This is a genomic window from Burkholderia sp. AU31652, from assembly GCF_002223155.1.
GTDB lineage: Bacteria > Pseudomonadota > Gammaproteobacteria > Burkholderiales > Burkholderiaceae > Burkholderia.
On sequence record NZ_NKFG01000008.1, the window covers coordinates 67,663 to 91,356 of the forward strand.

The 23,694-nt window shown below is 70.0% G+C and carries 30 protein-coding genes; 21 read left to right on the forward strand and 9 right to left on the reverse strand.

From position 1 onward, the window contains the following. The first annotated feature begins 87 nt into the window (after nt 1-87). The gene (locus tag CFB40_RS36015) at nt 88-2,391 is read left to right on the forward strand and encodes a hybrid sensor histidine kinase/response regulator (protein ID WP_089434093.1); all 2,304 of its coding nucleotides are present in this window, start codon (nt 88-90) and stop codon (nt 2,389-2,391) included. Between the two features lie 39 nt (nt 2,392-2,430). On the opposite strand, the gene CFB40_RS36020 is transcribed toward CFB40_RS36015, so the two are convergent. Together CFB40_RS36020 and CFB40_RS36025 are read right to left on the reverse strand one after the other, a co-directional pair. Next, nucleotides 2,431-3,477: a UDP-glucuronic acid decarboxylase family protein gene (locus CFB40_RS36020; protein ID WP_089430080.1), complete on the reverse strand. Its 1,047-nt coding sequence runs from the start codon at nt 3,475-3,477 to the stop codon at nt 2,431-2,433. Then, nucleotides 3,477-4,796: a glycosyltransferase family 4 protein gene (locus CFB40_RS36025; RefSeq protein ID WP_089434094.1), complete on the reverse strand. Its 1,320-nt coding sequence runs from the start codon at nt 4,794-4,796 to the stop codon at nt 3,477-3,479. Before CFB40_RS36025 ends, CFB40_RS36020 begins: the two co-directional genes overlap by 1 nt. A gap of 242 nt (nt 4,797-5,038) precedes the next feature. Here CFB40_RS36025 and CFB40_RS36030 point away from each other — a divergent pair, with 242 nt between their 5' ends. From CFB40_RS36030 to CFB40_RS36060, 7 genes are all read left to right on the forward strand, one after another. Continuing rightward, nucleotides 5,039-5,440 (forward strand): BON domain-containing protein, encoded by a 402-nt coding sequence (locus CFB40_RS36030; RefSeq protein WP_089434095.1) that lies wholly within the window; start codon nt 5,039-5,041, stop codon nt 5,438-5,440. 30 nt (nt 5,441-5,470) lie between these two features. Then, nucleotides 5,471-6,499, forward strand: coding sequence for an SDR family oxidoreductase (locus CFB40_RS36035; RefSeq protein WP_089434096.1), 1,029 nt, complete (start codon nt 5,471-5,473; stop codon nt 6,497-6,499). Nucleotides 6,500-6,525: 26 nt separating this feature from the next. Further along, a complete protein-coding gene (locus tag CFB40_RS36040; RefSeq protein ID WP_069250315.1) occupies nt 6,526-6,825 on the forward strand; it encodes a DUF2795 domain-containing protein in 300 nt (99 codons plus the stop codon). A 64-nt stretch (nt 6,826-6,889) separates the two neighbouring features. Further along, nucleotides 6,890-7,459 (forward strand): hypothetical protein, encoded by a 570-nt coding sequence (locus CFB40_RS36045; protein ID WP_089429284.1) that lies wholly within the window; start codon nt 6,890-6,892, stop codon nt 7,457-7,459. Nucleotides 7,460-7,565: 106 nt separating this feature from the next. Beyond that, nucleotides 7,566-8,423 carry an SDR family oxidoreductase gene (locus CFB40_RS36050; protein ID WP_089429285.1) on the forward strand — a complete coding sequence of 286 codons (858 nt, stop codon included), beginning with the start codon at nt 7,566-7,568 and terminating at the stop codon, nt 8,421-8,423. Between the two features lie 30 nt (nt 8,424-8,453). Beyond that, a complete protein-coding gene (locus CFB40_RS36055; protein ID WP_089434097.1) occupies nt 8,454-9,059 on the forward strand; it encodes a DUF4142 domain-containing protein in 606 nt (201 codons plus the stop codon). A 57-nt stretch (nt 9,060-9,116) separates the two neighbouring features. Next, nucleotides 9,117-9,725, forward strand: coding sequence for a DUF892 family protein (locus CFB40_RS36060; RefSeq protein WP_089434098.1), 609 nt, complete (start codon nt 9,117-9,119; stop codon nt 9,723-9,725). Between the two features lie 82 nt (nt 9,726-9,807). On the opposite strand, the gene CFB40_RS36065 is transcribed toward CFB40_RS36060, so the two are convergent. Beyond that, entirely contained in the window at nt 9,808-11,088 is a 1,281-nt protein-coding gene (locus CFB40_RS36065; RefSeq protein WP_089434099.1) for an NRAMP family divalent metal transporter, read from the reverse strand. Continuing rightward, entirely contained in the window at nt 11,085-11,750 is a 666-nt protein-coding gene (locus CFB40_RS36070) for a UdgX family uracil-DNA binding protein (RefSeq protein ID WP_254600143.1), read from the reverse strand. The genes CFB40_RS36065 and CFB40_RS36070 overlap by 4 nt, the downstream gene beginning before the upstream one ends. A gap of 195 nt (nt 11,751-11,945) precedes the next feature. Between CFB40_RS36070 and CFB40_RS36075 the strand changes: the two genes are divergently transcribed. Continuing rightward, complete coding sequence (locus CFB40_RS36075) at nt 11,946-12,422, forward strand: response regulator (RefSeq protein WP_089434100.1); 477 nt, start codon at nt 11,946-11,948, stop codon at nt 12,420-12,422. 30 nt (nt 12,423-12,452) lie between these two features. Here the strand turns inward: CFB40_RS36075 and CFB40_RS36080 are convergent, their stop codons facing one another. Both CFB40_RS36080 and CFB40_RS36085 read right to left on the reverse strand, forming a co-directional pair. Then, nucleotides 12,453-13,664 carry an MFS transporter gene (locus CFB40_RS36080; RefSeq protein WP_089429290.1) on the reverse strand — a complete coding sequence of 404 codons (1,212 nt, stop codon included), beginning with the start codon at nt 13,662-13,664 and terminating at the stop codon, nt 12,453-12,455. Nucleotides 13,665-13,702: 38 nt separating this feature from the next. Further along, entirely contained in the window at nt 13,703-13,972 is a 270-nt protein-coding gene (locus tag CFB40_RS36085) for a DUF4148 domain-containing protein (protein ID WP_089434101.1), read from the reverse strand. Between the two features lie 194 nt (nt 13,973-14,166). Here CFB40_RS36085 and CFB40_RS36090 point away from each other — a divergent pair, with 194 nt between their 5' ends. After that, nucleotides 14,167-15,060, forward strand: a complete 894-nt coding sequence (locus CFB40_RS36090) for a LysR family transcriptional regulator (RefSeq protein ID WP_089434102.1) — start codon at nt 14,167-14,169, stop codon at nt 15,058-15,060. 117 nt (nt 15,061-15,177) lie between these two features. On the opposite strand, the gene CFB40_RS36095 is transcribed toward CFB40_RS36090, so the two are convergent. From CFB40_RS36095 to CFB40_RS36105, 3 genes are all read right to left on the reverse strand, one after another. Next, on the reverse strand, nt 15,178-15,660 hold the full coding sequence (locus tag CFB40_RS36095; RefSeq protein ID WP_089429293.1) for a PRC-barrel domain-containing protein: 483 nt from the start codon (nt 15,658-15,660) through the stop codon (nt 15,178-15,180). Nucleotides 15,661-15,751: 91 nt separating this feature from the next. Next, nucleotides 15,752-16,183, reverse strand: a complete 432-nt coding sequence (locus CFB40_RS36100; RefSeq protein WP_039371315.1) for a CBS domain-containing protein — start codon at nt 16,181-16,183, stop codon at nt 15,752-15,754. Between the two features lie 79 nt (nt 16,184-16,262). Further along, a complete protein-coding gene (locus tag CFB40_RS36105) occupies nt 16,263-16,517 on the reverse strand; it encodes a hypothetical protein (RefSeq protein ID WP_089434103.1) in 255 nt (84 codons plus the stop codon). A gap of 182 nt (nt 16,518-16,699) precedes the next feature. On the opposite strand from CFB40_RS36105, the gene CFB40_RS36110 reads away from it, so the two are divergent. The 11 genes from CFB40_RS36110 to ku all read left to right on the forward strand — a co-directional run bounded on the left by CFB40_RS36110 (nt 16,700) and on the right by ku (nt 23,680). Next, complete coding sequence (locus CFB40_RS36110) at nt 16,700-17,005, forward strand: hypothetical protein (RefSeq protein WP_089429295.1); 306 nt, start codon at nt 16,700-16,702, stop codon at nt 17,003-17,005. A gap of 184 nt (nt 17,006-17,189) precedes the next feature. After that, on the forward strand, nt 17,190-17,417 hold the full coding sequence (locus tag CFB40_RS36115) for a hypothetical protein (RefSeq protein WP_089434104.1): 228 nt from the start codon (nt 17,190-17,192) through the stop codon (nt 17,415-17,417). After that, on the forward strand, nt 17,414-17,725 hold the full coding sequence (locus CFB40_RS36120; protein ID WP_089429297.1) for a hypothetical protein: 312 nt from the start codon (nt 17,414-17,416) through the stop codon (nt 17,723-17,725). The genes CFB40_RS36115 and CFB40_RS36120 overlap by 4 nt, the downstream gene beginning before the upstream one ends. A 25-nt stretch (nt 17,726-17,750) precedes the next feature. Continuing rightward, on the forward strand, nt 17,751-18,068 hold the full coding sequence (locus CFB40_RS36125) for a hypothetical protein (protein WP_089434105.1): 318 nt from the start codon (nt 17,751-17,753) through the stop codon (nt 18,066-18,068). 112 nt (nt 18,069-18,180) lie between these two features. Then, complete coding sequence (locus tag CFB40_RS36130; RefSeq protein WP_089434106.1) at nt 18,181-18,690, forward strand: DUF892 family protein; 510 nt, start codon at nt 18,181-18,183, stop codon at nt 18,688-18,690. A gap of 419 nt (nt 18,691-19,109) precedes the next feature. After that, nucleotides 19,110-19,298, forward strand: coding sequence for a DUF3008 family protein (locus CFB40_RS36135; protein ID WP_039371381.1), 189 nt, complete (start codon nt 19,110-19,112; stop codon nt 19,296-19,298). Nucleotides 19,299-19,344: 46 nt separating this feature from the next. Then, the gene (locus CFB40_RS36140; RefSeq protein WP_006767422.1) at nt 19,345-19,506 is read left to right on the forward strand and encodes a DUF1328 family protein; all 162 of its coding nucleotides are present in this window, start codon (nt 19,345-19,347) and stop codon (nt 19,504-19,506) included. Then, entirely contained in the window at nt 19,503-19,889 is a 387-nt protein-coding gene (locus CFB40_RS36145) for a DUF3022 domain-containing protein (RefSeq protein WP_089429300.1), read from the forward strand. The genes CFB40_RS36140 and CFB40_RS36145 overlap by 4 nt, the downstream gene beginning before the upstream one ends. A gap of 128 nt (nt 19,890-20,017) precedes the next feature. Continuing rightward, nucleotides 20,018-22,123 carry a catalase HPII gene (gene katE, locus CFB40_RS36150; protein WP_089434107.1) on the forward strand — a complete coding sequence of 702 codons (2,106 nt, stop codon included), beginning with the start codon at nt 20,018-20,020 and terminating at the stop codon, nt 22,121-22,123. Nucleotides 22,124-22,135: 12 nt separating this feature from the next. After that, complete coding sequence (locus tag CFB40_RS36155; RefSeq protein ID WP_089434108.1) at nt 22,136-22,639, forward strand: DUF421 domain-containing protein; 504 nt, start codon at nt 22,136-22,138, stop codon at nt 22,637-22,639. 39 nt (nt 22,640-22,678) lie between these two features. Further along, entirely contained in the window at nt 22,679-23,680 is a 1,002-nt protein-coding gene (gene ku, locus CFB40_RS36160; protein ID WP_089429303.1) for a non-homologous end joining protein Ku, read from the forward strand. Nucleotides 23,681-23,694: the final 14 nt, after the last annotated feature.

Sequence of the window (23,694 nt, forward strand, 5' to 3'; positions counted from 1 at the left end):
GGTGGTTGGCCAGCCGGGCGAGCAGGCATCGTGCCCGGCCGTCGTTTCCGGGAGAGCGCCCGGCCACTCGAGGCAGGAACGTGTCCGATGATTGAAATGACCCGACCGCGCGCCGGCAATTACGTGATGGCAGCGATGCTGGTCGCGATCGCGACCGTGTTGCAGTCGCTCGCGATCCGTTTCGGCGGCGTGAACCTGCCGTTCGTGCTGTACTACCCGTTGCTCGCGGGCGCCGCATGGGCGACGTCGTTCCTGTTCGGCGTCGTGTCGACCGTGGCCAGCGGCATACTGGTGTGGACGTTGTTCCTCTCGGATCCCGCGGCCTATACGCAGCCGCTGCCCGATCGGCTCGTGCAGCTCGGCACGTTCATGCTGGTCGGCGTGCTGGTGTGCGCGCTCGCGGCGATGCTGCGCCATACGCGGCTCACGAACGATCGTGCGCGCCGGCGCGAGGCGGCCGCGCGGCAGCGGCTCGAAGCCGTGTTGCAGGCCCTGCCGCACGGCGTGATCGCGGCCGATGCGAACGGGCGGCTCACCTACGTCAACGCGGCCGCGGCCGCGCTCGTCGGCTGCCGGCCGGAAGACGCGACGGGGCGGCCCGCGCGCGACGTGCTGCGGATCGTCGACCACGCGGGCCGCCGCGTGTCGACGACCCCGCTCGAACGCGCGCTCGGCGGCGCCCATGCGACGTCCGACCGGCACTGGCTGCAGGCGGCGGAGGGCGGCGATCCGGTGCCGGTCGTCGAGGTGGCGTCGCCGCTCGGTGACGTGGACGGCCACATCGACGGCGCGGTGATGATCGTGCGTGACGCCAGCGCGGACCGCGCGCGGGTCGATGCGTCGCGTCTTCAGCAAGCGGTCGTCGACGCGTCGCCCGACGCGATCGTCGGCGTCGACGGCGATGGCCGCATCGTCAGCTGGAACCCGGCCGCGCAGCGGATTTTCGGCTATGACGAAGACGACGCACGCGGCCGTTCGCTCGAGTCCCTGGTCGCGATGCGCTGGCTGCGGCGCGGCCCGCTCGCCGAATCGTTCGACAACCTGAGCGACGCGGTCGGGCCCGTCGAGTTGCTGTGCGTCCGGCGCGACGGCCGGCGGTTTCGGGCGACCGTGTCGGCGCGCCGGTTGCGCGGCGACGCGGTCGCGACAATTGCGTTGTCGCTGACGCTGCACGAGACCGGTGCGCGGCGCCGCCATGATCTGCGCGCGAAGCGGTCGCTGCAGGGGGCGCGCGATGCGCGCGACCAGGCCGATACGTCGAATCGGTTGAAGGACGAGTTGCTGGCCACGGTGTCGCACGAACTGCGCACGCCGCTGAACGTAATCTACGGTTGGGTCGAGGTATTGCGCCATTCGGTCGACCAGGCGCTGCAGCGTCAGGCGATCGATGCGATCGACCGCAGCGCGCGCTCGCTCACGCGGATGGTCGGCGACATTCTCGACGCGTCGTCGCTCGCGACCGGCAAGCTGCGGCTCGACGCGGCGCCGGTCGACCTCGCGCGGCTGTTCTCCGACTCGGTCGGCACGTTCCAGACGGCCGCGTCGTCGGCCGGCGTCATGCTCGAATTCGCTTGCGGGTCCAGCACGTTCATCGTGTCCGGCGACGCCGAACGGTTGCGGCAGATGCTGTCGAACCTCGTGTCGAACGCGCTGAAGTTCACGCCGGGCGGCGGCAGCGTGCATGTCGGGCTGGCGCGCAACGGCACGCACGCGGTATTGACCGTGGCCGATACGGGGCAGGGGGTCGCGCCCGAGTTCGTGCCGTACGTCTTCGACATGTTCCGTCGCGCGGACGATTCGCCGGCGTCGTCGCGGCGCGGGCTCGGTCTCGGGCTGTCGATCGTGCGGCATATCGCGGAGCTGCACGGCGGCACCGTGACGGCCGAAAGCGCGGGCCGCGATCTCGGCTCGACGTTCACGGTGAGGCTGCCGGCCGGCTGGCAGCCTGCCGGCGCGATGGCGTGGGGGCTCGCGCAGGCGGGCGACCGTCACGCGCCGCTCGGGCTCGCCGCGCAGCGGATCCTGATCGTCGACGACGATGCGACGACGCGCGCGAGCCTGACCGCCGCGCTGACGACGTTCGGCGCGGCCGTCACGGTCGCGTCGTCGGGCCGCGAAGCGCTGGCGATGGCCGCCGGCCTGCAGCCCACCGTCGTGCTGTCCGATCTCGCGATGCCGGACGGCGACGGCTTCTGGCTGCTCGACGCGCTTCGGCGCGGTGCGGGCAACGGCGACACGCGGAACCTGCGCGTGCTTGCCGTCACCGCGCACGCGGGCCCGGCGGATGAGCGCCGCGCCCTCGAGGCCGGCTTCGACGGCTATCTGTGCAAGCCGGTCGACGTGCGCGAACTGGCGCACAAGATCATGCTCGTGACGAAGCGCGACGACTGACTGACTGACGGACGGCGCGCGCCGGACGCGCCGGCATCGTCACTGCGCCGGTGCCGGGCGGCGCGGCATATCGGCCTGCGCGAGCAGGTGCGACGCGATCTGCGTGCTGCGCACGAGATCGCCCGGTTGGTGAAGCGCGGCCTGCCGATGAATGAAGTACCGCACGGTACGCGCGAGCCCGGTGGCGAGCGGCGTGGTCGCGCGCCAGTCGAGGCGCCGCTGCGCGGCATCGAGGTTCGGCCGCCGCTGGCGCGGATCGTCGGACGGCAGCGGCCGGAACTCGATCGCGACCGTCGCGCCGACGATCCGCACGACTTCGCGCGCGATGTCGAGCATCGCGATCTCGGCGTCGCTGCCGAGATTGACCGGCTCGCTCGCGTCGCCCGGCTCATTCATCAGCCGGATCAGCGCATCGACCATGTCGTCCACGTAACAGAACGAGCGCGTCTGCCTGCCGTCGCCGTAGACGGTCAGCGGCGCGTCGGCGAGCGCCTGCGTGATGAAGTTCGACACAACGCGGCCGTCGGCCGGATGCATGCGCGGGCCGTACGTGTTGAAGATGCGCGCGATCCGCACGTCGACGCCGTACTGGCGGTGATAGTCCATGAACAGCGTTTCCGCGCAGCGCTTGCCTTCGTCGTAGCAGGCGCGCAGGCCGACCGGATTCACGCGGCCGCAGTATTGCTCGTGCTGCGGGTGGACGTCGGGGTCGCCGTACACCTCGCTCGTGGACGCCTGCAGGATGCGCGCCTTCACGCGCTTCGCGAGACCGAGCAGGTTGATCGCGCCGTGCACGCTCGTCTTGGTCGTCTGGACGGGGTCGCGCTGGTAGTGGACGGGCGACGCGGGGCACGCGAGATTGTAGATCTCGTCGACCTCGACATAGAGCGGAAACGTCACGTCGTGCCGCATCAGTTCGAAGGTCGGCGCGTCGAGCAGATGCGCGATGTTGTCCTTCGCGCCCGTGTAGAAATTGTCGACGCACAGCACGTCGTGGCCGTCCGTCACGAGGCGTTCGCACAGGTGCGAGCCGAGGAAGCCGGCGCCGCCGGCGACGAGCACGCGTTTGCGATCATGGCCCTTCATCATGCGTTCTCCTTGCGATGGGCGAGCGCGCCCGATGTGATCGACACGGGCGTGCGGCGACCGGTGCCGGCTGACGCGCCGGCGCTGCGCGGCCGCGCGACGTCGCGATAGATGTCGACCAGCCGGTCGGCCACGCCTTTCCAGGTATAGAACCGGTGCGCGCGCAGGTAGCCGGCGCGTCCCAGCACCGCGCACAGCTCGGGCTGCGCGCGCAGCTCGACGAGCCGCGCGGCCAGCGCGGCGGGATCACGCGGCGGCACGAGATAGCCGGTCTTGCCGTCTTCCACCGTCGTGCGGATGCCGCCGACGTGGCTGCCGATCACCGGCGTCGCGCAGGCCATGGCTTCGACCGGCGTGATGCCGAACGGCTCGTACCACGGGGTCGTGACGAACACGTCGGCCGCGCTGTAGTACAGATGCAGCGTGTCGCGGTCGCGCCGGCCGACGAAGGTCACGCGATTGGCGATCCCGAGGTCGTGCGCGAGCCCGGCGAGGCGGGCGAGTTCCGGGTCGCGGGCCGGGTCGGGCGTGGCCTGGCTGCCGCCGACGATATAAAGGTGGGTCGGCCGGCGCGGGTCGCGCGGCATGCGGGCCAGCGCGTCGATCACCGTGTCGATGCCTTTGCGCGGCACGAGGCGGCCGAGCTGCAGCACGACGAAGGCATCCTGCGGCCAGCCGAGCTGCGCGCGCGCGTCGATGCGCGGCGTCGGCCTGAGTTCCCGCACGTCGAAGCCGCACGGCACGATCTCGATGCGCGCGGCGTCGGCGCGATAGTGCGTCGTCAGGTCGAGCGCGTCCTGCGGGCATTCGGCGATCACGCGGTCCGAACGGCGCGCGAGCGTGTCCTCGATCGCGAAGCGCGCATCGGGGAAGCCGTCGGCGTCGCCCTGGTGCAGCCGGCGCACGCGGCCGAGTGCATGGAAGGTCGTGACGAGCGGGATGCCGAGCTGCCGCTTCACGCGCAATGCCGCGTCGCCCGACATGAAGAAGTTCGCGTGCATCACGTCGACCGGGTCGGGCTCGCGCCGCATGCGCGCGACCATGCCGTCCGCGAACGCGGCCATGTACGGCAGCAGCCGCTCCTTGGGCACGTCGGTCGGCGGCCCGGCCGGTACGTGGATCACGCGCATGTGCGTGCCGATCGGCACGACTTCCGGCAGGTGCGGGTTGTCGCAACGCGTATAGACGTCGACGTCGAGGCCGCGCTCGGCCAGTTGCTTCGCGACGTTCGCGACGTAGATGTTCTGCCCGCCGGCATCGACGCCGCCGATCACCCCCAGCGGCGATGCGTGCTCACTGATCAACGCGATTCTTTGCATGGTGTTGCTCCCGGTATCGGGGCCGCGTGGATGGGCCACCGTTGCCGGTGGTTCGGCAAGCGGCATACCCGGGGCATTGCCCGCGGAGCCCCCCGTCGGGATACCGAAAAAATTACAACGGGTTGGATGAAAGGGCGTCTGATCGGGCGAACCCGCGGCGGCGCCGCACCGGCACCGAGGCACGCGACTTGCGCTGTCCCGCTCACCCGCCGGCGATCCCGGCTCGACGAAAGGAGGTCACGATGAAGGCATTCCCGCTGCAAGCCCGTTCCCCGAGGGTCCGTCGTCGCAACGCGATGCGCGCCGGCATGGCGATCGCGATCGCCGCTACCACGGCGTGCGCGGTGATCGCGCCGAAGGCGCTCGCCGCCGGCGACGACAGTGCCGCGTCGACGTCAGCGTCGTCGCATACGACGACCGGCACGAAAATCCGCGACGCCACGATCACGACCAAGGCGAAGGCGGAGCTGGTCGGGACGAACGGGCTGTCGTCCGGCGACATCCACGTGAAGACGCGGCGCGGCATCGTGACGCTCACCGGCAGCGTGCCCGACGAGGCGCAGCGCACGCAGGCCGTCAGCGTCGTGAAGCAGGTCGACGGCGTGCAGGACGTGCGCGATCAGTTGACGATCCGGGCCAAGTGACCGCGGCCGCGCCGCACAAGGAGTCCAGCCATGAACTGCATGCTCAAACCGGTCGGCGAGCAGACGATCGTGATCACCGGCGCGACGAGCGGCATCGGTCTCGTCACCGCGCGCAAGGCCGCGCGCCGCGGCGCGAAGCTGGTGCTGTTCGCGCGGAACGAAGCCGCGCTCAATACGTTGTGCGAGGAGCTGCGCCAGCATGGCGATCTCGCGGTGGCGGTCGCGGGCGACGTCGGCAATCTCGAGGATCTGCAGCGCGCGGCCGCCAAGGCCGTCGAGACCTACGGCGGCTTCGACACGTGGATCAACAACGCCGGCGTATCGATCTTCGGCCCGGCTTCCGCGGTGCCGCTCGACGACCAGCGCAAGCTGTTCGACACCAACTACTGGGGCGTCGTGCACGGCTCGCTCGTGGCGGCCGACCACTTCCGGCGCAAGGACGATTTTCACGGCGGCGCGATCATCAACATGGGCAGCGAGGCGTCCGACGCGCCGGTGCCGTTGCAGAGCGCGTATGCGGCGTCCAAGCATGCGGTGAAGGGCTTCACCGATTCGCTGCGGCTCGAGATGGAGGGCGACCACCTGCCGGTGTCCGTGACGTTGATCAAGCCGGCCGCGATCGACACGATGTTCGTGATGCACGCGAAAAACTACATGAACGTCGAGGCGAAGCTGCCGCCGCCGATCTACGACCCGGAACTGGTGGCCGACGCGATCCTGTTCGCGGCCGCGCATCCGCGCCGCACGCTGTTCGTGGGCGGCGCGGCGAAGTTCACGTCGGCGAGCGCGTATCACGCGCCGCACCTGTTCGATCGCATCGCGGCCCGGCTGTTCTGGCGCAGCCAGCGCACGGATCGACCCGCCCGCCCGCGCGACGACAACGCGCTGTACGAGCCGCGCCATGCGCTGCACGAGCGCGAAGGCATGGACGGGCCCGTGCTGCGCGGGTGCGCCTACAACACGGTGGTTCAGCGGCCGAAGGTGGCCGGGGCGGTCGCCCTTGGTGCGGCGGCGCTGGTGGTCGCCGCGCTGGCGCGGGCGCGCCGTGCGTCGACGTGATTTCGTTCATCCCCAAGGAGATTTTCATGACATCCCGACAACATACGGGCCACGAATACAGCCACTCGCGCGCGCACGAAGGCGAGCGCGTGCAGCAGGACCATGACAAGGGCGGCCATCAGGGCGGCCACGGCAAGGCGCCGAGCCCGATCGACGTGCAGAAGGCGTTGAAGGGCATGGACTATCCGGCCAGCAAGGCGGCGGTCGTCGAGTGCGCGGAACGCTCGCATGCGGACCCCGGCGTGATCGACATGCTGCGCCGCATTCCCGATCGCGAATACGGCACGCCGGCGTCGGTATCGAAGGAACTCGGGCGGCTGATGTGAGCGCCGTCCCGTCGCGCCGCGTGCGGTGGCACGCGGCGCCATCCCCGTCACGAGGAGCACGACCATGGCGATGATCGTCGCAGGCCGCTTCACGACGTTCGACGAAGCGGAAGGTGGGGCGCGTCACCTTTACGAGCGCGCGTTCGGTTCGGATGACGTATCGATCTTCTTCCTGAATCCGGCCGGACAGCATGCGCGCTTTCCGATCGGCGGCGACGTCTATGCCGATACGGCGGCGAAGCCGGGCGGGCGCGGCGCGATGATCGGCGCGATCCGCGGGGTGGTGATCGGCATCGTCGTGGGACTCCTCGTCTATGCGATCGGCGTGCGCTACTGGTTCGTTCCGGCCGCCGCCGCGCTGGCCGGCGCGTATCTCGGCGCCTTCGGCGGCGCGCTGGGCCGCATGCGCGGCGAGCAGGCCGAGGGCAAGGGCACGCTCGCGCAGAGCGAATCCGGCGTGATCCTCGCGGTGCGCGTGGCGCCCGACACCGTGAATACCGCGGAGGACGTGCTGCGCGCGACCGGGGCGTCGTCGATCGAGCGTGTCGAGGGCGACTGGCAGGACGGCGAGTGGCGCGACTTCGATCCGGTACGTCGCCCCGGCGAGCCCGCGTCGGACGGCCAGCCACGCTGAATTTTTTACGCCCGTTTGCAGCGTGGCACGCGCAACGACGGCGTTGCCCGGTGCGGCACGCCGCTTGCGAGCGATATGACGACACCGTTCAGGGAGGAACGCCCCCATGACTACCGCACAGACTCCGCCGCCCCAGCACCAGGATCGCCAGCCGGGCACCGAGCGCGACATGCATCCGCAGCCGCGCGACGACGCGGCCGACTACGTCGGCAGCGGCAAGCTCGCCGGCAAGGTCGCGCTCGTGACGGGCGGCGACAGCGGGATCGGCCGCGCGGTCGCGATCGGCTTCGCGAAGGAAGGGGCCGACGTCGCGATCGTCTACCTGAAGGAGTCGGCCGACGCCGCGCATACGAAGCAGTTGATCGAGCAGGCCGGCCGGCGTTGCGAGGCGATCATGTGCGACGTCGGCGACCGACGGCAGGCGTACGACGCGGTGGCGCGCACGGTCGAGCGGCTCGGGCGGCTCGACGTGCTCGTGAACAACGCGGGCGAACAGCATCCTCGCCCGGGCATCGAGGACGTGACCGAGGAACAGCTCGAACGCACGTTCCGCACGAACGTGTACGGCATGTTCTTCTGCACGCAGGCCGCGCTGCCGCACATGAAGCACGGCGGACGCATCGTCAACACCGCATCGGTGACCGCGTATCACGGCAATCCGACACTCCCCGACTACTCGGCGACCAAGGGCGCGATCGTCGCGTTCACGCGGTCGCTGTCGGCGGAGCTGGCCGAACGCGACATCCGCGTCAACGCGGTCGCGCCCGGGCCGATCTGGACGCCGCTGATTCCGTCGACGTTCACGGCCGAGCAGGTCGCGAAGTTCGGCGCGAACGTGCCGCTCAAGCGGCCGGGGCAGCCGGACGAACTGATCGGCTGCTACGTGCTGCTCGCGTCGGAAGGCGCGAGCTACATGACCGGGCAGACGCTGCATCCGAACGGCGGCTCGATCGTCGGCGGCTGACGTCTCTCGCCCCATGCAAGGAGGAAACCCATGAAACGACCCAACTGGACGATCGCGGCGTGCGCCGCGGCCGTGCTCGCCGCCGGCGGGCTCGCCCGCGCGCAGATGCCGAGCGAGCCGCCCGCATCGAATTCACATGTGCCGGGCGGCGTGATCAACCCGTCGTCGGGCGCGGGCGACGCGATGATCGCGAAAGCGCCGCAAGGCGGCGACGCGGAATTCGTCGACAAGGCCGCGATCGCCGGCAAGGCCGAGGTGCAGGCGAGCCAGCTCGCGCTGCGGCAGGCGCAGTCGCCGGACGTGCGCGCCTTCGCGCAGCGCATGGTGGCCGATCACGGCAAGGCGAATGCGCGCTTGAACGAGATCGCCGCGCGCCAGGGCATGAAGCCGCAGGTCGAGCAGATCCAGGATCCCGACGTCGAGGCGCTGCGCGGCAAGCACGGTCGCGACTTCGACGTCGCGTACGTCGCGGCGGTCGGCCCGGCAGCACACAGCAAGGCCGTCGCACTGTTCGAAGGCGAGGCGCGAAACGGGCGGGATCCGCAATTGAGGGAGTTCGCGAGCACCACGCTGCCGACGCTGCGGCATCACCTGAGCATGGCGCAGGCGCTCGAACGCAAGGTGGGCGCGCAGTAACGCGCGCCCGTTCAACCCCGGGCCGCGGGTGCGGCCCGTCTTTTTGGAGAGGCAGTCATGGCCCATCGGCAACCGAAACACGAAGGCATCCGCGAATTGCTCTGCCAGGCATACGAAACCGAGCTTGGCGGCGCGAAGATCTACGAAGCCGCGCTGCAATGCGCGACCGACGAGGATCTGCACAAGGAATGGGAGAAGTACCATCGCGAGACGCTGCATCACCAGGAGGTGCTGCGCAAGGTGTTCGAGACGCTCGGCATGGATCCCGACGCGCAGACACCCGGCCGCAGCGCGGTGGCGGCCATCGGCAAGGCGCTCGTGCATACGATCGAGCAGGCGCAGAAGCAGGCCGACCCGGGGGTCGCGCAGGTCGTCGCGGCCGAGTGCGTGGTGCTCGCCGAGACCAAGGATCACCTGAACTGGGAGCTGATCGGCTATGCGGCCGACCAGCTGTCGGGAGATGTCGCGAAGACGCTGAAGGACGCGCACGACGAGGTCGAGGCCGACGAGGATCATCACCTGTATCACACGCGGGGCTGGGCGCGCGAGATGTGGATCCAGTCGATGGGCTTCAAGGCGGTGCTGCCGCCGCCGGAAGAAGTGAAGAAGGTCGAATCGGCGGCGGATGCAGCGCGCGCCGAAAAGTCGCGCGGCAAGATGATGTAAGTGCGGCGGGCCGGGCATGGCCGCGACGCGGCCGGCCCGGCGCCGCGAAAGTGGCGCGCGCAATGAATGGACGATGCGCGGTTCAGGTCAGCAGGTCGACGACCATCGTCACGACCGACGCCGCCATCAGCGCGACCGCCAGCCAGCCGAACGTTTTCGACACGATGCCGCTGCCGGGTTGTCCGGCCGCCTCGCGCCGGTGCGTCAGCAGCATCACGAGCACGAGCATCGGTACCGCCGCGATCCCGTTGAGCACCGCGCTCCAGTACAGCGCCTTGATCGGATCGATGGGGCTCACGCAGATCACGATGCCGATGATCACGCACAGCGCCAGCACCGCATAGAACGCGGGCGCACGCCGCACCGGCTCGTTCAGCCCTTCGCGGAACCGCCACGCTTCCGCGCAGCCGTACGCGGCGCTACCCGCAAACGCGGGAATCGCGAGCAGCCCGCAGCCGACGATGCCGAACGCGAACACGAGAAACGCGGCTTCGCCGGCGATCGGCCGCAGCGCCTCGGCGGCTTGCGCGGTGGTGCCGATGTCGTGCCGGCCGCGCGCGAAGAACACCGCGGCGCCGATCACCATGATGCAGAACGACACCGCGTTCGTGACGATCATGCCCACCCACGTGTCGAACGTGACGCGCCGCTCGGTCTCGCGGCGCGTGTCGGGTGGCCCGGATGCGGTTTCCTCCACTTCGAGCGCGGCCTGCCACACGAACAGGTACGGGCTCAGCGTCGTGCCGAGCACGGCCACCGTGGTCGTCGCATACGCGTGCGTGAATTCGATCCTCGGCAGCACGATCGCATGCATCACGCCGCGCCAGTCGATCGGCACGAAGCCGAGTTCGAGGACGTAGGCGATCAGCCCGAGCGTCATCCATTTGAGCCAGCGCGCATAGCGCTCGTACGACAGCGTCACCTGCAGCGCGAGCGAGGCGATTCCGTAGACCGGGGCGTACCAGTAGCTGTGGCCGCCCGCGACGAGCGCGGTCGCGTCGCCCATCGCCGCGAGATCGGCGCCGACGTTGACGACGTTGACGATCGCGACCATCACGATCAGCGTCTTGGCGAGCCGGTCGGAGAAGTGCTCGCGGATGGCGGCGACGAGGCCCGCGCGGTTGCGGCGTCCGATGAACGCCGACGCGAGCTGCACGGCGACCATCATCGGCAGCGTGACGACGATCATCCACAGCATGTTGAAGCCGAACTGGCTGCCGGCCTGCGCGTAGACCGCGATGTTGCTCGGATCGGCATCGGACGCCCCCGCGAGCAGGCCGGGACCGAGCCGCCGGTACCACGGTGTCGCGGTGCGCGGCGCGGCGCCCGCGGCCGGCCGCGCGTCGTCGCCCGGTGCGCTCATCGAGTGCCTCCGCGTGCGCCGGGCCGGTTGTCGCGATCGAGGTCGCGGTCGGGTTCGCCGGCCAGGCGCGATGCGGTGCGCAACGCGTCGACGAGCCTCCGGTACGCATGCTCGCGCGAATCGGCGCCGCGCGTGCGCAGCACGTACGACGGGTGATAGGTCGCGACGACAAGCAGCCCTTGCGCCGTGCGAATCGGCGCGCGCGCGGCCTCGAGCGTCGCATCGTTGTCTTGCAGCAGCGCGCGCAACGCGGTGCCGCCGAGCGCGACGACGACGCGCGGCCGTACCGCATCGAGTTCGCGTTCGAGCCAGTAGCGGCACGCGGCCACCTCGCGTTGCGCGGGCGTCTTGTGCAGCCGGCGCTTGCCGCGCGGCTCCCATTTGAAGTGCTTGACCGCGTTCGTCAGATAGCAGTGCGCGCGCTCGATCCCGGCTTCATCGAGTGCGCGGTCCAGCATGCGCCCGGCCGCGCCGACGAACGGCAATCCCTGGCGGTCTTCCTGGTCGCCCGGCTGCTCGCCGACCAGCATGATCGTCGCGTCGACGGGGCCGGCGCCGGGCACCGGCTGGGTCGCATGCTCCCACAACGCACAGCGGCGGCATGCGCCGAGTGTCGCCGGTGCGTCGGCGTCGGCGTCGGCGGGCGGCGGATGGCGCGTCATGTGACGACGCCCGTGCGGCCTGGGGCGCGGCAGGTCGCCCACGTCAGCGGGGCGGGACAGAAACGAAAGCGCAGCGTGACGCGCATGAAGGGCTCCGGTACGACGATTCGTCCCTGTGCAGCAACCGCCGTTCCGCATCGGCCGAGACGGGCGCGGGGTTTGCGTGGAGGCGGTGTCAACGACAGGAGAAACGCGATGCTTCCCGATCCCGGCGACGATCCGGCCGCGGACGACGTGCTGCTGTGGCGCGCCCCCGACAGCGTGCCGAGGCGCCCGCGTCGCGTGCTGATCGTCGACGACTATCGCGACGCCGCCGATGCGCTGCGCCTGCTGCTCGAGGCGCGCGGCTTCGAATGCCGTATTGCCGTCGATCCGTTCGCCGTCTGCGCGATCGCACGCGACTGGCAGCCGTTCGCGGTCGTGCTCGATATCGCGATGCCCGGCCTCGACGGGCTGCAGCTGGCGGCGCGGCTGCGCGGTGATCCGCACACCGGCGACATGTTGCTCGTCGCGTGCAGCGGGCTCGCGTCGCGACGCGACTGCGAGGCGGCGAAGCAAGCCGGGTTCGACGCGCACTGCGCGAAGCCGCTGACGCCGCACCGGCTGCTGGGCTATCTGGACGCGGCGAGCGGCCGCGCGACGCCGGACGGGGCGGTTACACGGTGCTTGTAAAAAAGCCGCCGGGGCGTCGCGGCGCAGGCATCAACCGCCGGTGCGCGTGGCGGCATGTCGGGCGGACCGGCCCGCGACGACGGCCAGCCCGCCGGCGAACGCGAGCAGCGCCGCGCTCATCGCGAAGGTCGCACGGTAGCCGTGCAGGTCGAACAGCATGCCGCCGATCGTCGCGCCGAGCCCGATCGCGAGTTGCACGACCGCCACCATCAGCCCGCCGCCGGCTTCCGCATCGTGCGGCAGCGTCCGGGCGAGCCACGTCCACCAGCCGACCGGCGCCGCGGTGCCGAGCAGCCCCCAGGCGCCGAGCAGGCAGGCGGTGGCCGCCGTGGAGCCGCCGAACACCATCAGCGCCGCCGCAATCGCGGCCATCAGTGCGGGCGTGGCCACGAGTGTCCGGTAGAGCCCGCGTTCGAGGACGCCGCCGATCAGGAACGTGCCCGCGAAACCCGCGACGCCGATCACGAGCAGGAGCAGCGACAGCGTGACGGTGCCCGCGTGCGTGACGGTTTCGAGGAACGGACGCAGGTACGTGAACAGCGTGAACTGGCCCATGAAGAACACGCTGACCGCGGCCATGCCGAGCGCGACCGGCGGCCGGGCCAGCAGCCTGAGCGCGTTGGCCGACGCGCGGCGCGGCGCGGACTGCATCGACGGCAGGCTGACGAGCTTCCAGCCGAATGCGATCGCGGCGACCGGCACGACGCAGAAGAACGCCCAGCGCCACCCGACGATGCCGCCCAGAAAGCTGCCGAGCGGGGCCGCGACGACGGTCGCCAGCGCGTTGCCGCCATTCACGATCGCCAGCGCGCGCGGCACGTGCGGTGCCGGCACGAGGCGCATCGCGGTGGCGGCCGACATCGACCAGAAGCCGCCGATCGCCACGCCGATCAGGGCGCGGCCGGCGATGAACGCCGCGTAGTTCGGCGCGAACGCGACGAGCGTGCCGGACACGATCGTCAGCAGGGTCAGCACCAGCAGCAACGGCTTGCGATCGCGCCGGCCGGCGAGCGAGGCGATGAACAGGCTCGTGACCAGCGCGAACGCGCCCGATACGGAGATGGCCTGGCCGGCCTGGCCTTCGCTGACGTGCAGGTCGCCGGCAATCGGCGTGAGCAGGCTGACCGGCATGAACTCGGAGGCGACCAGCGCGAACGCGCCGAGCGACATCGCGAGGACGGCGCCCCATGCGGCCGCACCGTCAGGCGCCGTGCCGCGATCGGGGGTGGAGACGGATGGCATGTCGGGAACCGGATCGGAGAAAGGAGTGGGTCGCGCGCTCAGTCGCAACGCGTCGTTGCGTCGTGCACGGCGAGCTGCGTGTGCGCGTCGTCGGCGTGACCGGCCTGCACCCGGGCCGCGGCGGCCTGGGCGTCGTCGACCCAGCTGCGCGGGTTCAGGCGCGCCGGATTGAAGCCGGCGGCCTCGTAGCGCTGCATGTCCTGGCGGACCTGCTCGCGCGTCAGGCCCGGTGCGGATTGCGCGAACAGCGAGCCGGACGCGACCAGCGCGGCAGTGGCGGCGACGGCAGTGAGAAAGCGGGTAGTCATGAGGTTGGGCTCCGGAATGCGGGTAGTCCGAGCGTCCGGGCGCTGCCGCGACGCATCGGGTCGATGGCTTCGCAGTCTAGTGATTCGTCGCGGATCGATTAAGTAGCGCGGCACGCTTGGACTCATGAGCCAAACTGATGAATCGCCGCCGGCGGTGCTACGATGGGCGTCCGTCCCGACCGGAGCGTTTCGACATGGCGCGCGAAAATCTGAACGACCTGCTCGTGTTTCTCGCGGTGGCCCGCGAGCGCAGCTTCACGCGCGCGGCCACGCGGCTCGGCGTGTCGCAGTCGGCGCTGAGCCATACCATTCGCGATCTCGAGGCGCGGGTCGGCGTGCGGCTGCTGACGCGCACGACGCGCAGCGTGTCGACGACCGACGCGGGCGAAGCGCTGTTCCAGGCGGTGGCCCCGCGTATCGACGAGATCACCGCGCAACTGGCCGCGCTGTCGGATTTCCGGGACAAGCCGGCCGGCGTGGTGCGCATTACCGCCACCGAGCATCCGATCGATACGATCATCTGGCCGAAGCTCAGGCAGGTCCTGCCCGACTACCCGGATATCCGCATCGAGCTGTCGGTCGATTACGGGCTGTCGAACATCGTCGAGGAGCGCTACGACATCGGCGTGCGCTACGGCGACCAGGTGGCGAAGGACATGATCGCCGTGCGGATCAGCCCGGATGTCCGGATGGCGATGGTCGCGTCGCCGGCCTATCTCGACGGCCGCAAGCCGCCGAAAAAGCCGCAGGACCTGCTCGATCACGATTGCGTCACGTTGCGGCTCGCCACCGCGAAGGGCCTCTATGCGTGGGAGCTGAAGAAGGGCAGGAACGACGTGCTGGCGCGCGTGAACGGCCGGATCACCTGCAACACGCAGCCGCACATGGTGCAGGCGGCGCTCGACGGCTTCGGCATCGCGTTCGTCACCGAGGACATCGTGCTGGAGCATGTCCGCGACGGCCGCCTGCGGATCGTGATGCCGGACTGGTGCCCGGTCTTTCCCGGCTACCACGCGTACTATCCGAGCCGCCGCCCGGCGTCGCGAGCGTTTACCGTCGTGATCGACGCGCTGCGGCATCGCGCGTAGCGCGTGTCGCCTGTCGCGTCCGGGCCGCCCCCGCGACGGCCGGCAAGAAAAACGCCCCGCGCGGGCGGGGCGTTCGACGCGGCTGCGCCGGTCAACCGGCGCAGCGCGATGGCGCGATCAGAGACGGTCGCGTGAGCGCGGATCGTTCAGTTCCTCGGTCGGGTCGGTCAGCCCGAGTTCGTCGCCGGCGCTCCAGTACGGCGTGCTGCCATAGAACTCGTGCAGCGGTGTCGCCCATTGCGGATCGGCCATCGCCGGCCAGTGGTCCTTGTCGAACCCCGGTGCGTTGCGGATCCGCTCGGACGACACCGACAGCAGGAAGCATTTGCGCTCGGTGTCGAGCGTGAGCGCGCTCCACGGGATCGCGTGCAGCTTGTCGCCGATGCCGAGGATGCCGCCGCTCGACAGTACCGCGTAGGCGACGCGGCCGGAGCGCACGTCGAGCATGATGTCCTTGATCTTGCCGACATCGTCGCCGTCGGTCGTATAGACCTTGTCGCCTTCCAGCGTATCGGCCGCCATCACGTCGGGGCCAGGGCCGGCCGCCGTCGCGGCACCCTTGCCGATGATGCGGGTTTGACCTTGATCGGAAGTCTGCATGGTTTCCTCCAGGCTGCATGGGGCGCGACGGTGCCCGGGGCGGGCCCTGCGGGTCGCGCGGGGTGGTCGGGACGGGGCGGGAATCGCTCCGTCACGTCTGCTTCGGTTGCGACACGCCTTCGAGCGTGTTCGCGAGATCGTCCCGCTCGGGGCCGGCCATGCGGGTCGCGATATCCGCGAGCGACAGCATGCCGACCAGCCGCTTGTCGTGATCGACGACCGGCAGGCGGCGCAGTTGTGCGTCCGCCATGTAGTGCTGGATCTCGTCCAGCGAATCGTCGTCGAAACACCATTCGATCGGTCCCGACGCGACTTCGTGAATGCGCGTCTCCGGCGGCTTGCCGGCCGAAATCGCGCGCACCGCGAGATCCCGGTCCGTCACCATCCCGATCAGCCGGTTGTTGTCGCACACGGGCAGCGCGCCGACGTCGTAGCGCTCCATCAGTTGCGCGGCATGACGGATCGAGTCGGTCGGTGCGATGTGCACGACGTCCTGCGACATGATTTCGTTGACGCGATGCATGAAATTCTCCTCACGGGTTCGGTAGTGCAATGGGTCGAAATGGGCGCGACAGAATCAGCAACCCACGTGCCGTGCGCGCTCATGCGTCGCCGCGTTCGCGCTTGTCCTGCCACGGCCCCTCGTCGTGCGTGCCGGGCGGCGTGTCCGGCTCGATGCGCGTGACGCCGCCGGTCGCGGGCGGGTCGCTCGCGGGAAACGTGTCCTCGAGCTGCTTGTCGATATGGCGTTCCGAATGGCGCGTGCGCGCGCGGTCGCGGTGCTTGAGCGGCGGCGACGGATCGGGTTGCCGTTCGTGTGCCGGCGCGTCGTGGCCGGTCCGGGTCGAATCCTTCATCGCAAGCCTCCATGTCGATGCCGATGGCATGTCCCCTCCGCAACGGCCATGCCCGGTAGGCGCCGAGATGCGCCGGACGCACGCGGCACGCGACTTGCCGCGATGGCGATGGCGATGGCGATGATGACGCAGGCGCGTGGCGCAACCGGTGCCGGCCGCGCGCATATCGAGCGGGAGGCGCGATGACGATTCCGAAGCGACGACCGGGCGTGCGCTACGAGGTCAACGTATGCGGCGGCGGATTCGATGCGTTGAAGAGCCATTTCAACGAATGGAAGCATGAACCGCTGATCTACCGGCCCGAGCGCCGGATGTTCGAAGGCAAGGCCGACGTGAGGCCGCTCGGCGGCGAGACGTTCGGCTCGACCGAGCCCGCGCGGTTCGCGCTGCAGCGCGCGTGCGAGCCGTCCGATGCGTATGCGCTCGCCGCGCAGGTGCGCGATGAAGGCCGCGAGCTGTGGCTCGTGATGGCCGCTTTCGACGCGTAGCCGCGCCGTTGCAAGATTTGCAGCGGACGGTGTAGCGAAGGCACGGCAGGCCGTTTGCGGCACCCGCGTGCGCGTCGCGGCGGACACGCGGGTGACGGGAACGACGGCATGGGGCTTGCGCACCCTGGGCAGGCGAAGGTCGTGCCCGCTGTCGACCCGCCGACCCCGCAATGAAGGAGTGCCGATGACACCTGACCCAGCGCAGTGGTTGCAGCGGCCCGAACCGCCGCTATCCGACATCGGGCCGGATCCGGAACCGCCCGATCCCGACGACTTGCCCCCTGACATGCCGGAGCCGTACCGGCAACCCGAGGGCGACCCACCGGGGCATGCCCCGCCCGAGCGCGAGCCGCCCGTGCATACGCCGCCGATGGGCGCGGTATCGCGAACGCGCCACGAGGCATCGCCATGAGCATCCGCGTGAAACCCGGCGTGTTGCGCGACATCGCCGAAACGCTCGGCCGCCATTTCGAGGCGCGCGCGATGCCGTTCCATATCGAGGAAAAGCCGCTCGGCGCGCTGCATATCGGCTTTCGCGTCGACGGTCATCCGGCGTCGCTGACCGTGGCGTTCGACGCCGACGCGTTCGCCGCGCTCGAGCAGGCCGGCATCGACTCGCAGCGCCGCGCGCTCACGCGCGTGGCGGTGGAATTCGACGCGATGATGGCGCGTCGCGCCCCGACCGCGTACGCCGGCGATTTCCATTTCAACCGGCTATGAGACGCCGGTCACAGGGAGGATTTCGATGAACCCGATCCAGAAGACGATGCGCATGGGCATCCTTGCGTGCGCCGCCGCGTGCGCGCTGGGCGCATGCATGCAATCGGCGAACGGCCCCTACGGCGCCCGCGGGGCGCCACCCGACAGCCGTGGCGCACAGTCGACCACGACGATGCCCGACGCGAATACACGTGGCGATGCGCGCCCGGCGCCGGGCACCCTGATGCCGCAGGGCGCGGCCGGCGGCGAGGCGGCCGACGGGCCGTCGACCGGCGCGACCGGCGCGAACGGTGCGCAGGGCGACCGGCCGCTGCCGGGCACGCCGCCGCTGATGCAGTACTGACCCGGCGCCCGTACCTCGCCCACGGCATGCGCGCGGGATCGCGTGCGCCGTGCAGCGCGCCGTCCGATGCGGCGCACGGCATGCCGCCCCGCGATGCGGCCGGAGGAAACCGATGGCGAATCCGCGCGAACACCTGGAAGACTGGCTGCGCGCTGCGTATGCGATGGAGCGGCAGGCCGAGATGCTGCTCGCCGCGCAACTGAAACGGCTCGATCACTATCCGCAACTGCAGGATCGCTTGCGCCGGCATCTCGACGACACGATCGGCCAGCAGGCGCTCGTCGAGGCGTGCCTGATGCGGCTTGGCACGACGCCATCCGCGATCAAGGACCTGGCCGCGCGCATTGCCGCGTATGGCCGGATCGCGACCGGCATGCTGGCCGTCGACGAAGTGGTGAAGGGAGCGCTGGCCGGTTATGCGTTCGCGCACGTCGAGATCGCCGCGTATACGGCGCTCGCCGCGGCCGCGCAGGCAGCCGGCGAAGCGGAGATCCACGCATGTTGCGAACGGATCCTGCAACAGGAGCGCAGCCTGGCCGCGTGGCTGCTGCGCCACCTGCCGGCACTGACGACCGCCTTTCTCGATCGTTCGGCCGTCGATCGCATCGATGCGAAGCGATGACGGTTGACGATCCGGCAGGCTTCACGGCTTACGGAATGCGTGTCCAAAACTTGCCGTCGGCTTGTAAATAATCCGCTCCCGCTCGCGGCGACATGCAGGGCGAACCCGCCACGGACGCGCTTCGACGAGCTGGCACGCTCAATGCATGAGGCATGCAGACGGTCAACCGTGAATCGACCCGCCGGGCCGCTTTCGAGGCGGGCTTCGCCGGGGGCCACGCGGCCGAGGCATCGTTCTTGCGCGTGGCACCGTGGCGAAGGATCGCCAGGCGATGGCGATCTTCGCGAGTCGGCCCCGCGGTGCGGCGACGCGGCGTGACGGCCGGGCGATTCGACCGCACTCGACCACGTTCGACCACGTTCAACCGCGTGCGTGCCACCGCCTGCCGCGATGCGCGCACCCACGAGAGGAGCACGACCATGCCAGCCAAATCGCAGGCCCAGCAACGCGCCGCCGGGGCCGCCCTGTCGGCCAAGCGCGGCGAGACGAAAATGAAGGACCTCAAACCGCCTTCGAAGTCGATGGCCAAATCGATGAGCGAAAAAGAGCTCGAGAAAATGGCTTCCACGCCGGCCCACGGCAAACCGAAACACAAGCACGACGCCTGATCGACGCCGATACGTACCGGTGACCGCTGTCATCCAGGAGGGTTCCATGCTTCGATACGCCATCATCTTCTTCATCATCGCGATCATCGCGGCCGTGTTCGGTTTCGGCGGCATCGCAGCCGGCGCGGCGGAGATCGCGAAGATCCTGTTCTACATCTTCGTGGTGATCTTCCTGGTCACGCTGCTGCTGGGCGTCGTCCGACGATGAGCGTCACGCCCGACCGGTCGCAGCGCATCGCGGAACTCGAGCATGCGCTCGCGAACGGTTTCCCGTCGGAATCGACCGTCGTCGTGCATGCGGACGACGCGTCCGGGCGGCTGACCATCCAGGTGTCGTGGGTGCGCGTGCCGGCCGACGCAAGCGCGCGCGACTGGCGTTGCGCGGTCGACCTGCGGTTCGACCCGGACGTGATCACCCGCTATGCGTCGCTCGACGCGGCCGAACGGCTGCGCGTGCGCACCCGTCTGTGCGACCACGCGCGGCGCGCGGTGGACGCACGCAAGCCGCGCGTCGACGATGCGGCGATCGAGTGCAACGTCGCGCTCGACGTGACGCGTGCCGAACTCGACGCGGCGTTGCGCGCACCCTGAAACCCCCGCCGGCCGGCGGGGCGGTCGCGCCCGGCCGTGCCGGTTTTCCTGCCGTCCGCCCGTGCGCGCCGCAGCCAAGCGGCGCGCGCGCGGCGGATACCCTTCCGAACGCCACGAGGACCCGATCGATGACCCATTCCCCCTCATCCGGCAAGACGCCGCCCGCCCAGCCGCAGGACAGCGCGAAATCGCGCCAGCTCGACGAGCACCGCTCGCGGCCCGACCACGAGGCGCTGCGCACCAACCAGGGCGTGCGGATCGCCGACAACCAGAACACGTTGCGCGGCGGCCCGCGCGGCCCGTCGCTGCTCGAAGACTTCATCATGCGCGAGAAGATCACGCATTTCGATCACGAGCGCATTCCGGAGCGCGTGGTGCATGCGCGCGGCTCGGCCGCGCACGGCGTGTTCCGCGTGTACGAGCCGATGGCCGACTACACGAAGGCCGCGTTCCTGCAGGACCCGGCCGCCGAAACGCCGGTGTACGTGCGTTTCTCGACGGTGCAGGGCCCGCGCGGCTCGGCGGACACCGTGCGCGACGTGCGAGGCTTCGCGGTGAAGTTCTATACCGAAGAGGGCAACTACGACCTCGTCGGCAACAACATGCCGGTGTTCTTCATCCAGGATGCGATCAAGTTTCCCGACTTCGTGCATGCGGTGAAGCCCGAGGCGCCGAACGAGATGCCGACCGGCGCGTCCGCGCACGACACGTTCTGGGATTTCGTGTCGCTGGTGCCGGAAACCACCCACATGGTGCTGTGGCTGATGTCCGACCGCGCGCTGCCCGCGAGCTTTCGCGCGATGGACGGTTTCGGCGTGCACACGTTCCGCTTCGTGAACGCGGCCGGCGCCGAGCGTTTCGTGAAGTTCCACTGGCGGCCCGTGAGCGGCGCGTATTCGCTGCTGTGGGACGAGGCGCAGCGGATCGCCGGCCATGACCCGGACTTCAACCGGCGCGACTTGTGGATGGCGATCGAGCGCGGCGACTATCCGGAATTCGAACTCTGCGTGCAGATGATCGATCCGGCCGATGCCGGCAAGTTCGACTTCGACCTGCTCGACCCGACCAAGCTGGTGCCGGAAGAGTGGGTGCCGGTGCGGCCCATCGGCCGGATGACGTTGAACCGCAATCCCGACAACTTCTTCGCGGAGACCGAGCAGGTCGCGTTTCATCCGGGGCACGTGGTGCCCGGCATCGACTTCACGAACGATCCGCTGCTGCAGGGGCGCCTGTTCTCGTACACCGATACGCAATTGAGCCGGCTCGGCGGCCCGAACTTCCACGAGATCCCGATCAACCGGCCGGTGTGCCCGTTCGCGAACAACCAGCGCGATGCGATGCACCGGCAGACGATCAACGTCGGGCAGGCGTCGTACGAACCGAATTCGACGAGCGGCGGCTGGCCGCGCGAGACGCCGCCCGCGCCGGCCGGCGGCGGCTTCGAGACCGTGCACGAGCCGCTCGAAGGCGACAAGGTGCGCGTGCGCAGCGAGACGTTCGCCGATCATTTCTCGCAGGCCGCGCTGTTCTACCAGAGCATGACCGAGATCGAGCAGCGGCATATCCGCGACGCCTACTGCTTCGAGCTCGGCAAGGTGACGCAGCCGCACATTCGCGAGCGGGTGGTCAACGACATCATCGCCCGCTTCGACGCGGGGCTGGCCGCGCAGGTGGCCGAACGGCTCGGGCTGCCCGCGCCGCACGGCGGCGCGACGCCGGCAGTCGCGCAGCGTTCGCCGGCGCTGAGCCTGATCGGCCGCGCGAAGCCCGGCATCCGGTCGCGCAAGATCGCGCTGATCGCAACCGCCGGCACGAGCCAGGCGCTCGTCCAGCAGGTGCGCGATGCGCTGCTGGCCGCGCATGCGGTGCCGACGATCGTCGCGCCGACGCTGGCGCCGATCGGCAGCATCGTGCCGCAGGCGACGCTGGCCGGCATGCCGTCGGTGATGTTCGACGCGGTGTTCGTGTGCGGCGGCGACGGCGACGGCCGCGACCTCGCGCACAGCGCCGACGCGCGGCATTTCGTGCGCGAAGCGTTCAAGCACCTGAAGCCGATCGCGGCCGTCGGGTCGGGGCGGCAATTGCTGAGCGCCGCGCACCTGCCGGACCCGGCCGAAGGCGTGTGCGTCGGGCAGGCCGTCGATCTCGACGCAGTCCTGAACGACCTGTCCGACCACCTCGGCCGCCATCGCGTCTGGGCACGCGAGCAGCAGGCCGCCGAGTTGCCGGCCTAGCGCCACGCGATCATGGACGTCGTCGTCGCGCTGTTCGGACAGGGCCGGATGCTCGACCCCGGGCAGATGGTGCTGCGGGCGATCGTCGTGTTCGCGATCGCGCTGGTGCTGATCCGCATCGCCGGGCGGCGCGCGTTCGGCCAGCGTTCGCCGTTCGACTACGTGGTCGGCATCCTGCTCGGCGCGATCCTGAGCCGCGCGGTGGTCGGTGCGTCGCCGTTCGTCGCGACGGTGGCCGCGTCGCTCGCGATCGCGCTGCTGCATCGCGTGATCGGCTGGGCCTGCGTACGCTCGCGCCGGCTCGAGCGGCTGTTGGTCGGCGCAGAGCGCGAGGTGTATCGCAACGGCCGCTTCGACGACGCGCAGATGCGCGCGGCGCTGATCACGCCGACGGACGTCCATGAGAGCGTGCGTCAGGCGCTCGGCGCGGACGACCTGTCGGACGTCGACGCGGCGATCCTGGAGCGCAACGGCCACGTCAGCATCGTGCGGCGCAGCCGTTGCCGAAGGCCCTGACGGCTGCGCGCGGCGACGGACGCCGCAAGGAGGACATCGATGACACGCATGATCTGGAAAGGCGCGATCAGCTTCGGGCTCGTTCACGTGCCCGTGCAGCTGTTCCCGGCCACGCGCACCGTGAAGCCGTCGTTCCGGCTGCTCGACAAGCGCTCGATGGACCCGGTCGGCTATCGGCAGGTCAACAAGCGCACCGGCAAGGAAGTCACGCGCGAGGACATCGTGCGCGGCTACGAGTACGAGAAGGAGCGCTATGTCGTGCTGACCGACGACGAGATCCGCGCGGCGAACCCCGAGTCGACGCAGACCGTCGACATCGTCACGTTCGTCGACGAGGATGCCGTGTCGTTCCTGTATCTCGACACACCGTACTACCTCGTGCCCGACCGCAAGGGCGAGAAGGTCTATGCGCTGCTGCGCGACGCGCTGAAGGACAGCGGCAAGATCGGCATCGCGCACGTCGTGATGCGCGACCGCCAGCATCTCGGCGCGCTGATTCCGGTCGGGCCGCTGCTCGCGCTCGATACGCTGCGCTGGCAGGAGGAACTGCGGCCGCTGGACGAACTGTCGGTGCCGGCCGACGACGCGAAGCGCGCGGGCGTCAGTGCGCGCGAACTCGCGATGGCGAAGAAGCTGATCGACGACATGTCGGGCTCCTGGACGCCCGACGAGTATCACGACACGTTCCGCGACGACATCCTCGAGCTGGTCGAGCGCAAGGTGCGCGCGGGCCGCATCGAGGAAATCGAGGACCGGCCCGCGCAGACGGCGCGCACGGCGACCAACGTGGTCGATCTCACCGAGCTGCTCAAGCGCAGCCTGAAGGGCGGCGGTGGTGCGCGTGCCGCGCGCGCGGACGACGACGAGGAGGCCCGTGCGCCTTCGCCTTCGCCATCGACGGGCGCGCGGCGCAAGCCGGCGGCGAAAACGTCCGCGAAAGGCACGGCGAAGGCACCGGCGAAGCGCGCGGCCGCGAAGCACGGCGCGACCGGCACGCACGCGGCGAAGAAGGCCGCCGTGCGCCGCAAGCACGCCGCGTGACGGCGCGGGAAGGA

Coding starts and splice junctions, on each gene's coding strand:
- CFB40_RS36020 (WP_089430080.1), bottom strand. CDS start 3,477: ATGAAGGGCCATGATCGCAAACGCGTGCTCGTCGCCGGCGGCGCCGGC.
- CFB40_RS36105 (WP_089434103.1), bottom strand. CDS start 16,517: ATGAAGGATTCGACCCGGACCGGCCACGACGCGCCGGCACACGAACGG.
- CFB40_RS36100 (WP_039371315.1), bottom strand. CDS start 16,183: ATGCATCGCGTCAACGAAATCATGTCGCAGGACGTCGTGCACATCGCA.
- CFB40_RS36135 (WP_039371381.1), top strand. CDS start 19,110: ATGCCAGCCAAATCGCAGGCCCAGCAACGCGCCGCCGGGGCCGCCCTG.
- CFB40_RS36095 (WP_089429293.1), bottom strand. CDS start 15,660: ATGCAGACTTCCGATCAAGGTCAAACCCGCATCATCGGCAAGGGTGCC.
- CFB40_RS36125 (WP_089434105.1), top strand. CDS start 17,751: ATGAACCCGATCCAGAAGACGATGCGCATGGGCATCCTTGCGTGCGCC.
- CFB40_RS36060 (WP_089434098.1), top strand. CDS start 9,117: ATGGCCCATCGGCAACCGAAACACGAAGGCATCCGCGAATTGCTCTGC.
- CFB40_RS36030 (WP_089434095.1), top strand. CDS start 5,039: ATGAAGGCATTCCCGCTGCAAGCCCGTTCCCCGAGGGTCCGTCGTCGC.
- CFB40_RS36140 (WP_006767422.1), top strand. CDS start 19,345: ATGCTTCGATACGCCATCATCTTCTTCATCATCGCGATCATCGCGGCC.
- CFB40_RS36015 (WP_089434093.1), top strand. CDS start 88: ATGATTGAAATGACCCGACCGCGCGCCGGCAATTACGTGATGGCAGCG.
- CFB40_RS36130 (WP_089434106.1), top strand. CDS start 18,181: ATGGCGAATCCGCGCGAACACCTGGAAGACTGGCTGCGCGCTGCGTAT.
- CFB40_RS36145 (WP_089429300.1), top strand. CDS start 19,503: ATGAGCGTCACGCCCGACCGGTCGCAGCGCATCGCGGAACTCGAGCAT.
- CFB40_RS36065 (WP_089434099.1), bottom strand. CDS start 11,088: ATGAGCGCACCGGGCGACGACGCGCGGCCGGCCGCGGGCGCCGCGCCG.
- CFB40_RS36115 (WP_089434104.1), top strand. CDS start 17,190: ATGACACCTGACCCAGCGCAGTGGTTGCAGCGGCCCGAACCGCCGCTA.
- CFB40_RS36110 (WP_089429295.1), top strand. CDS start 16,700: ATGACGATTCCGAAGCGACGACCGGGCGTGCGCTACGAGGTCAACGTA.
- CFB40_RS36055 (WP_089434097.1), top strand. CDS start 8,454: ATGAAACGACCCAACTGGACGATCGCGGCGTGCGCCGCGGCCGTGCTC.
- ku (WP_089429303.1), top strand. CDS start 22,679: ATGACACGCATGATCTGGAAAGGCGCGATCAGCTTCGGGCTCGTTCAC.
- CFB40_RS36120 (WP_089429297.1), top strand. CDS start 17,414: ATGAGCATCCGCGTGAAACCCGGCGTGTTGCGCGACATCGCCGAAACG.
- CFB40_RS36090 (WP_089434102.1), top strand. CDS start 14,167: ATGGCGCGCGAAAATCTGAACGACCTGCTCGTGTTTCTCGCGGTGGCC.
- CFB40_RS36045 (WP_089429284.1), top strand. CDS start 6,890: ATGGCGATGATCGTCGCAGGCCGCTTCACGACGTTCGACGAAGCGGAA.
- katE (WP_089434107.1), top strand. CDS start 20,018: ATGACCCATTCCCCCTCATCCGGCAAGACGCCGCCCGCCCAGCCGCAG.
- CFB40_RS36155 (WP_089434108.1), top strand. CDS start 22,136: ATGGACGTCGTCGTCGCGCTGTTCGGACAGGGCCGGATGCTCGACCCC.
- CFB40_RS36040 (WP_069250315.1), top strand. CDS start 6,526: ATGACATCCCGACAACATACGGGCCACGAATACAGCCACTCGCGCGCG.
- CFB40_RS36085 (WP_089434101.1), bottom strand. CDS start 13,972: ATGACTACCCGCTTTCTCACTGCCGTCGCCGCCACTGCCGCGCTGGTC.
- CFB40_RS36035 (WP_089434096.1), top strand. CDS start 5,471: ATGAACTGCATGCTCAAACCGGTCGGCGAGCAGACGATCGTGATCACC.
- CFB40_RS36075 (WP_089434100.1), top strand. CDS start 11,946: ATGCTTCCCGATCCCGGCGACGATCCGGCCGCGGACGACGTGCTGCTG.
- CFB40_RS36050 (WP_089429285.1), top strand. CDS start 7,566: ATGACTACCGCACAGACTCCGCCGCCCCAGCACCAGGATCGCCAGCCG.
- CFB40_RS36025 (WP_089434094.1), bottom strand. CDS start 4,796: ATGCAAAGAATCGCGTTGATCAGTGAGCACGCATCGCCGCTGGGGGTG.
- CFB40_RS36070 (WP_254600143.1), bottom strand. CDS start 11,750: ATGACGCGCCATCCGCCGCCCGCCGACGCCGACGCCGACGCACCGGCG.
- CFB40_RS36080 (WP_089429290.1), bottom strand. CDS start 13,664: ATGCCATCCGTCTCCACCCCCGATCGCGGCACGGCGCCTGACGGTGCG.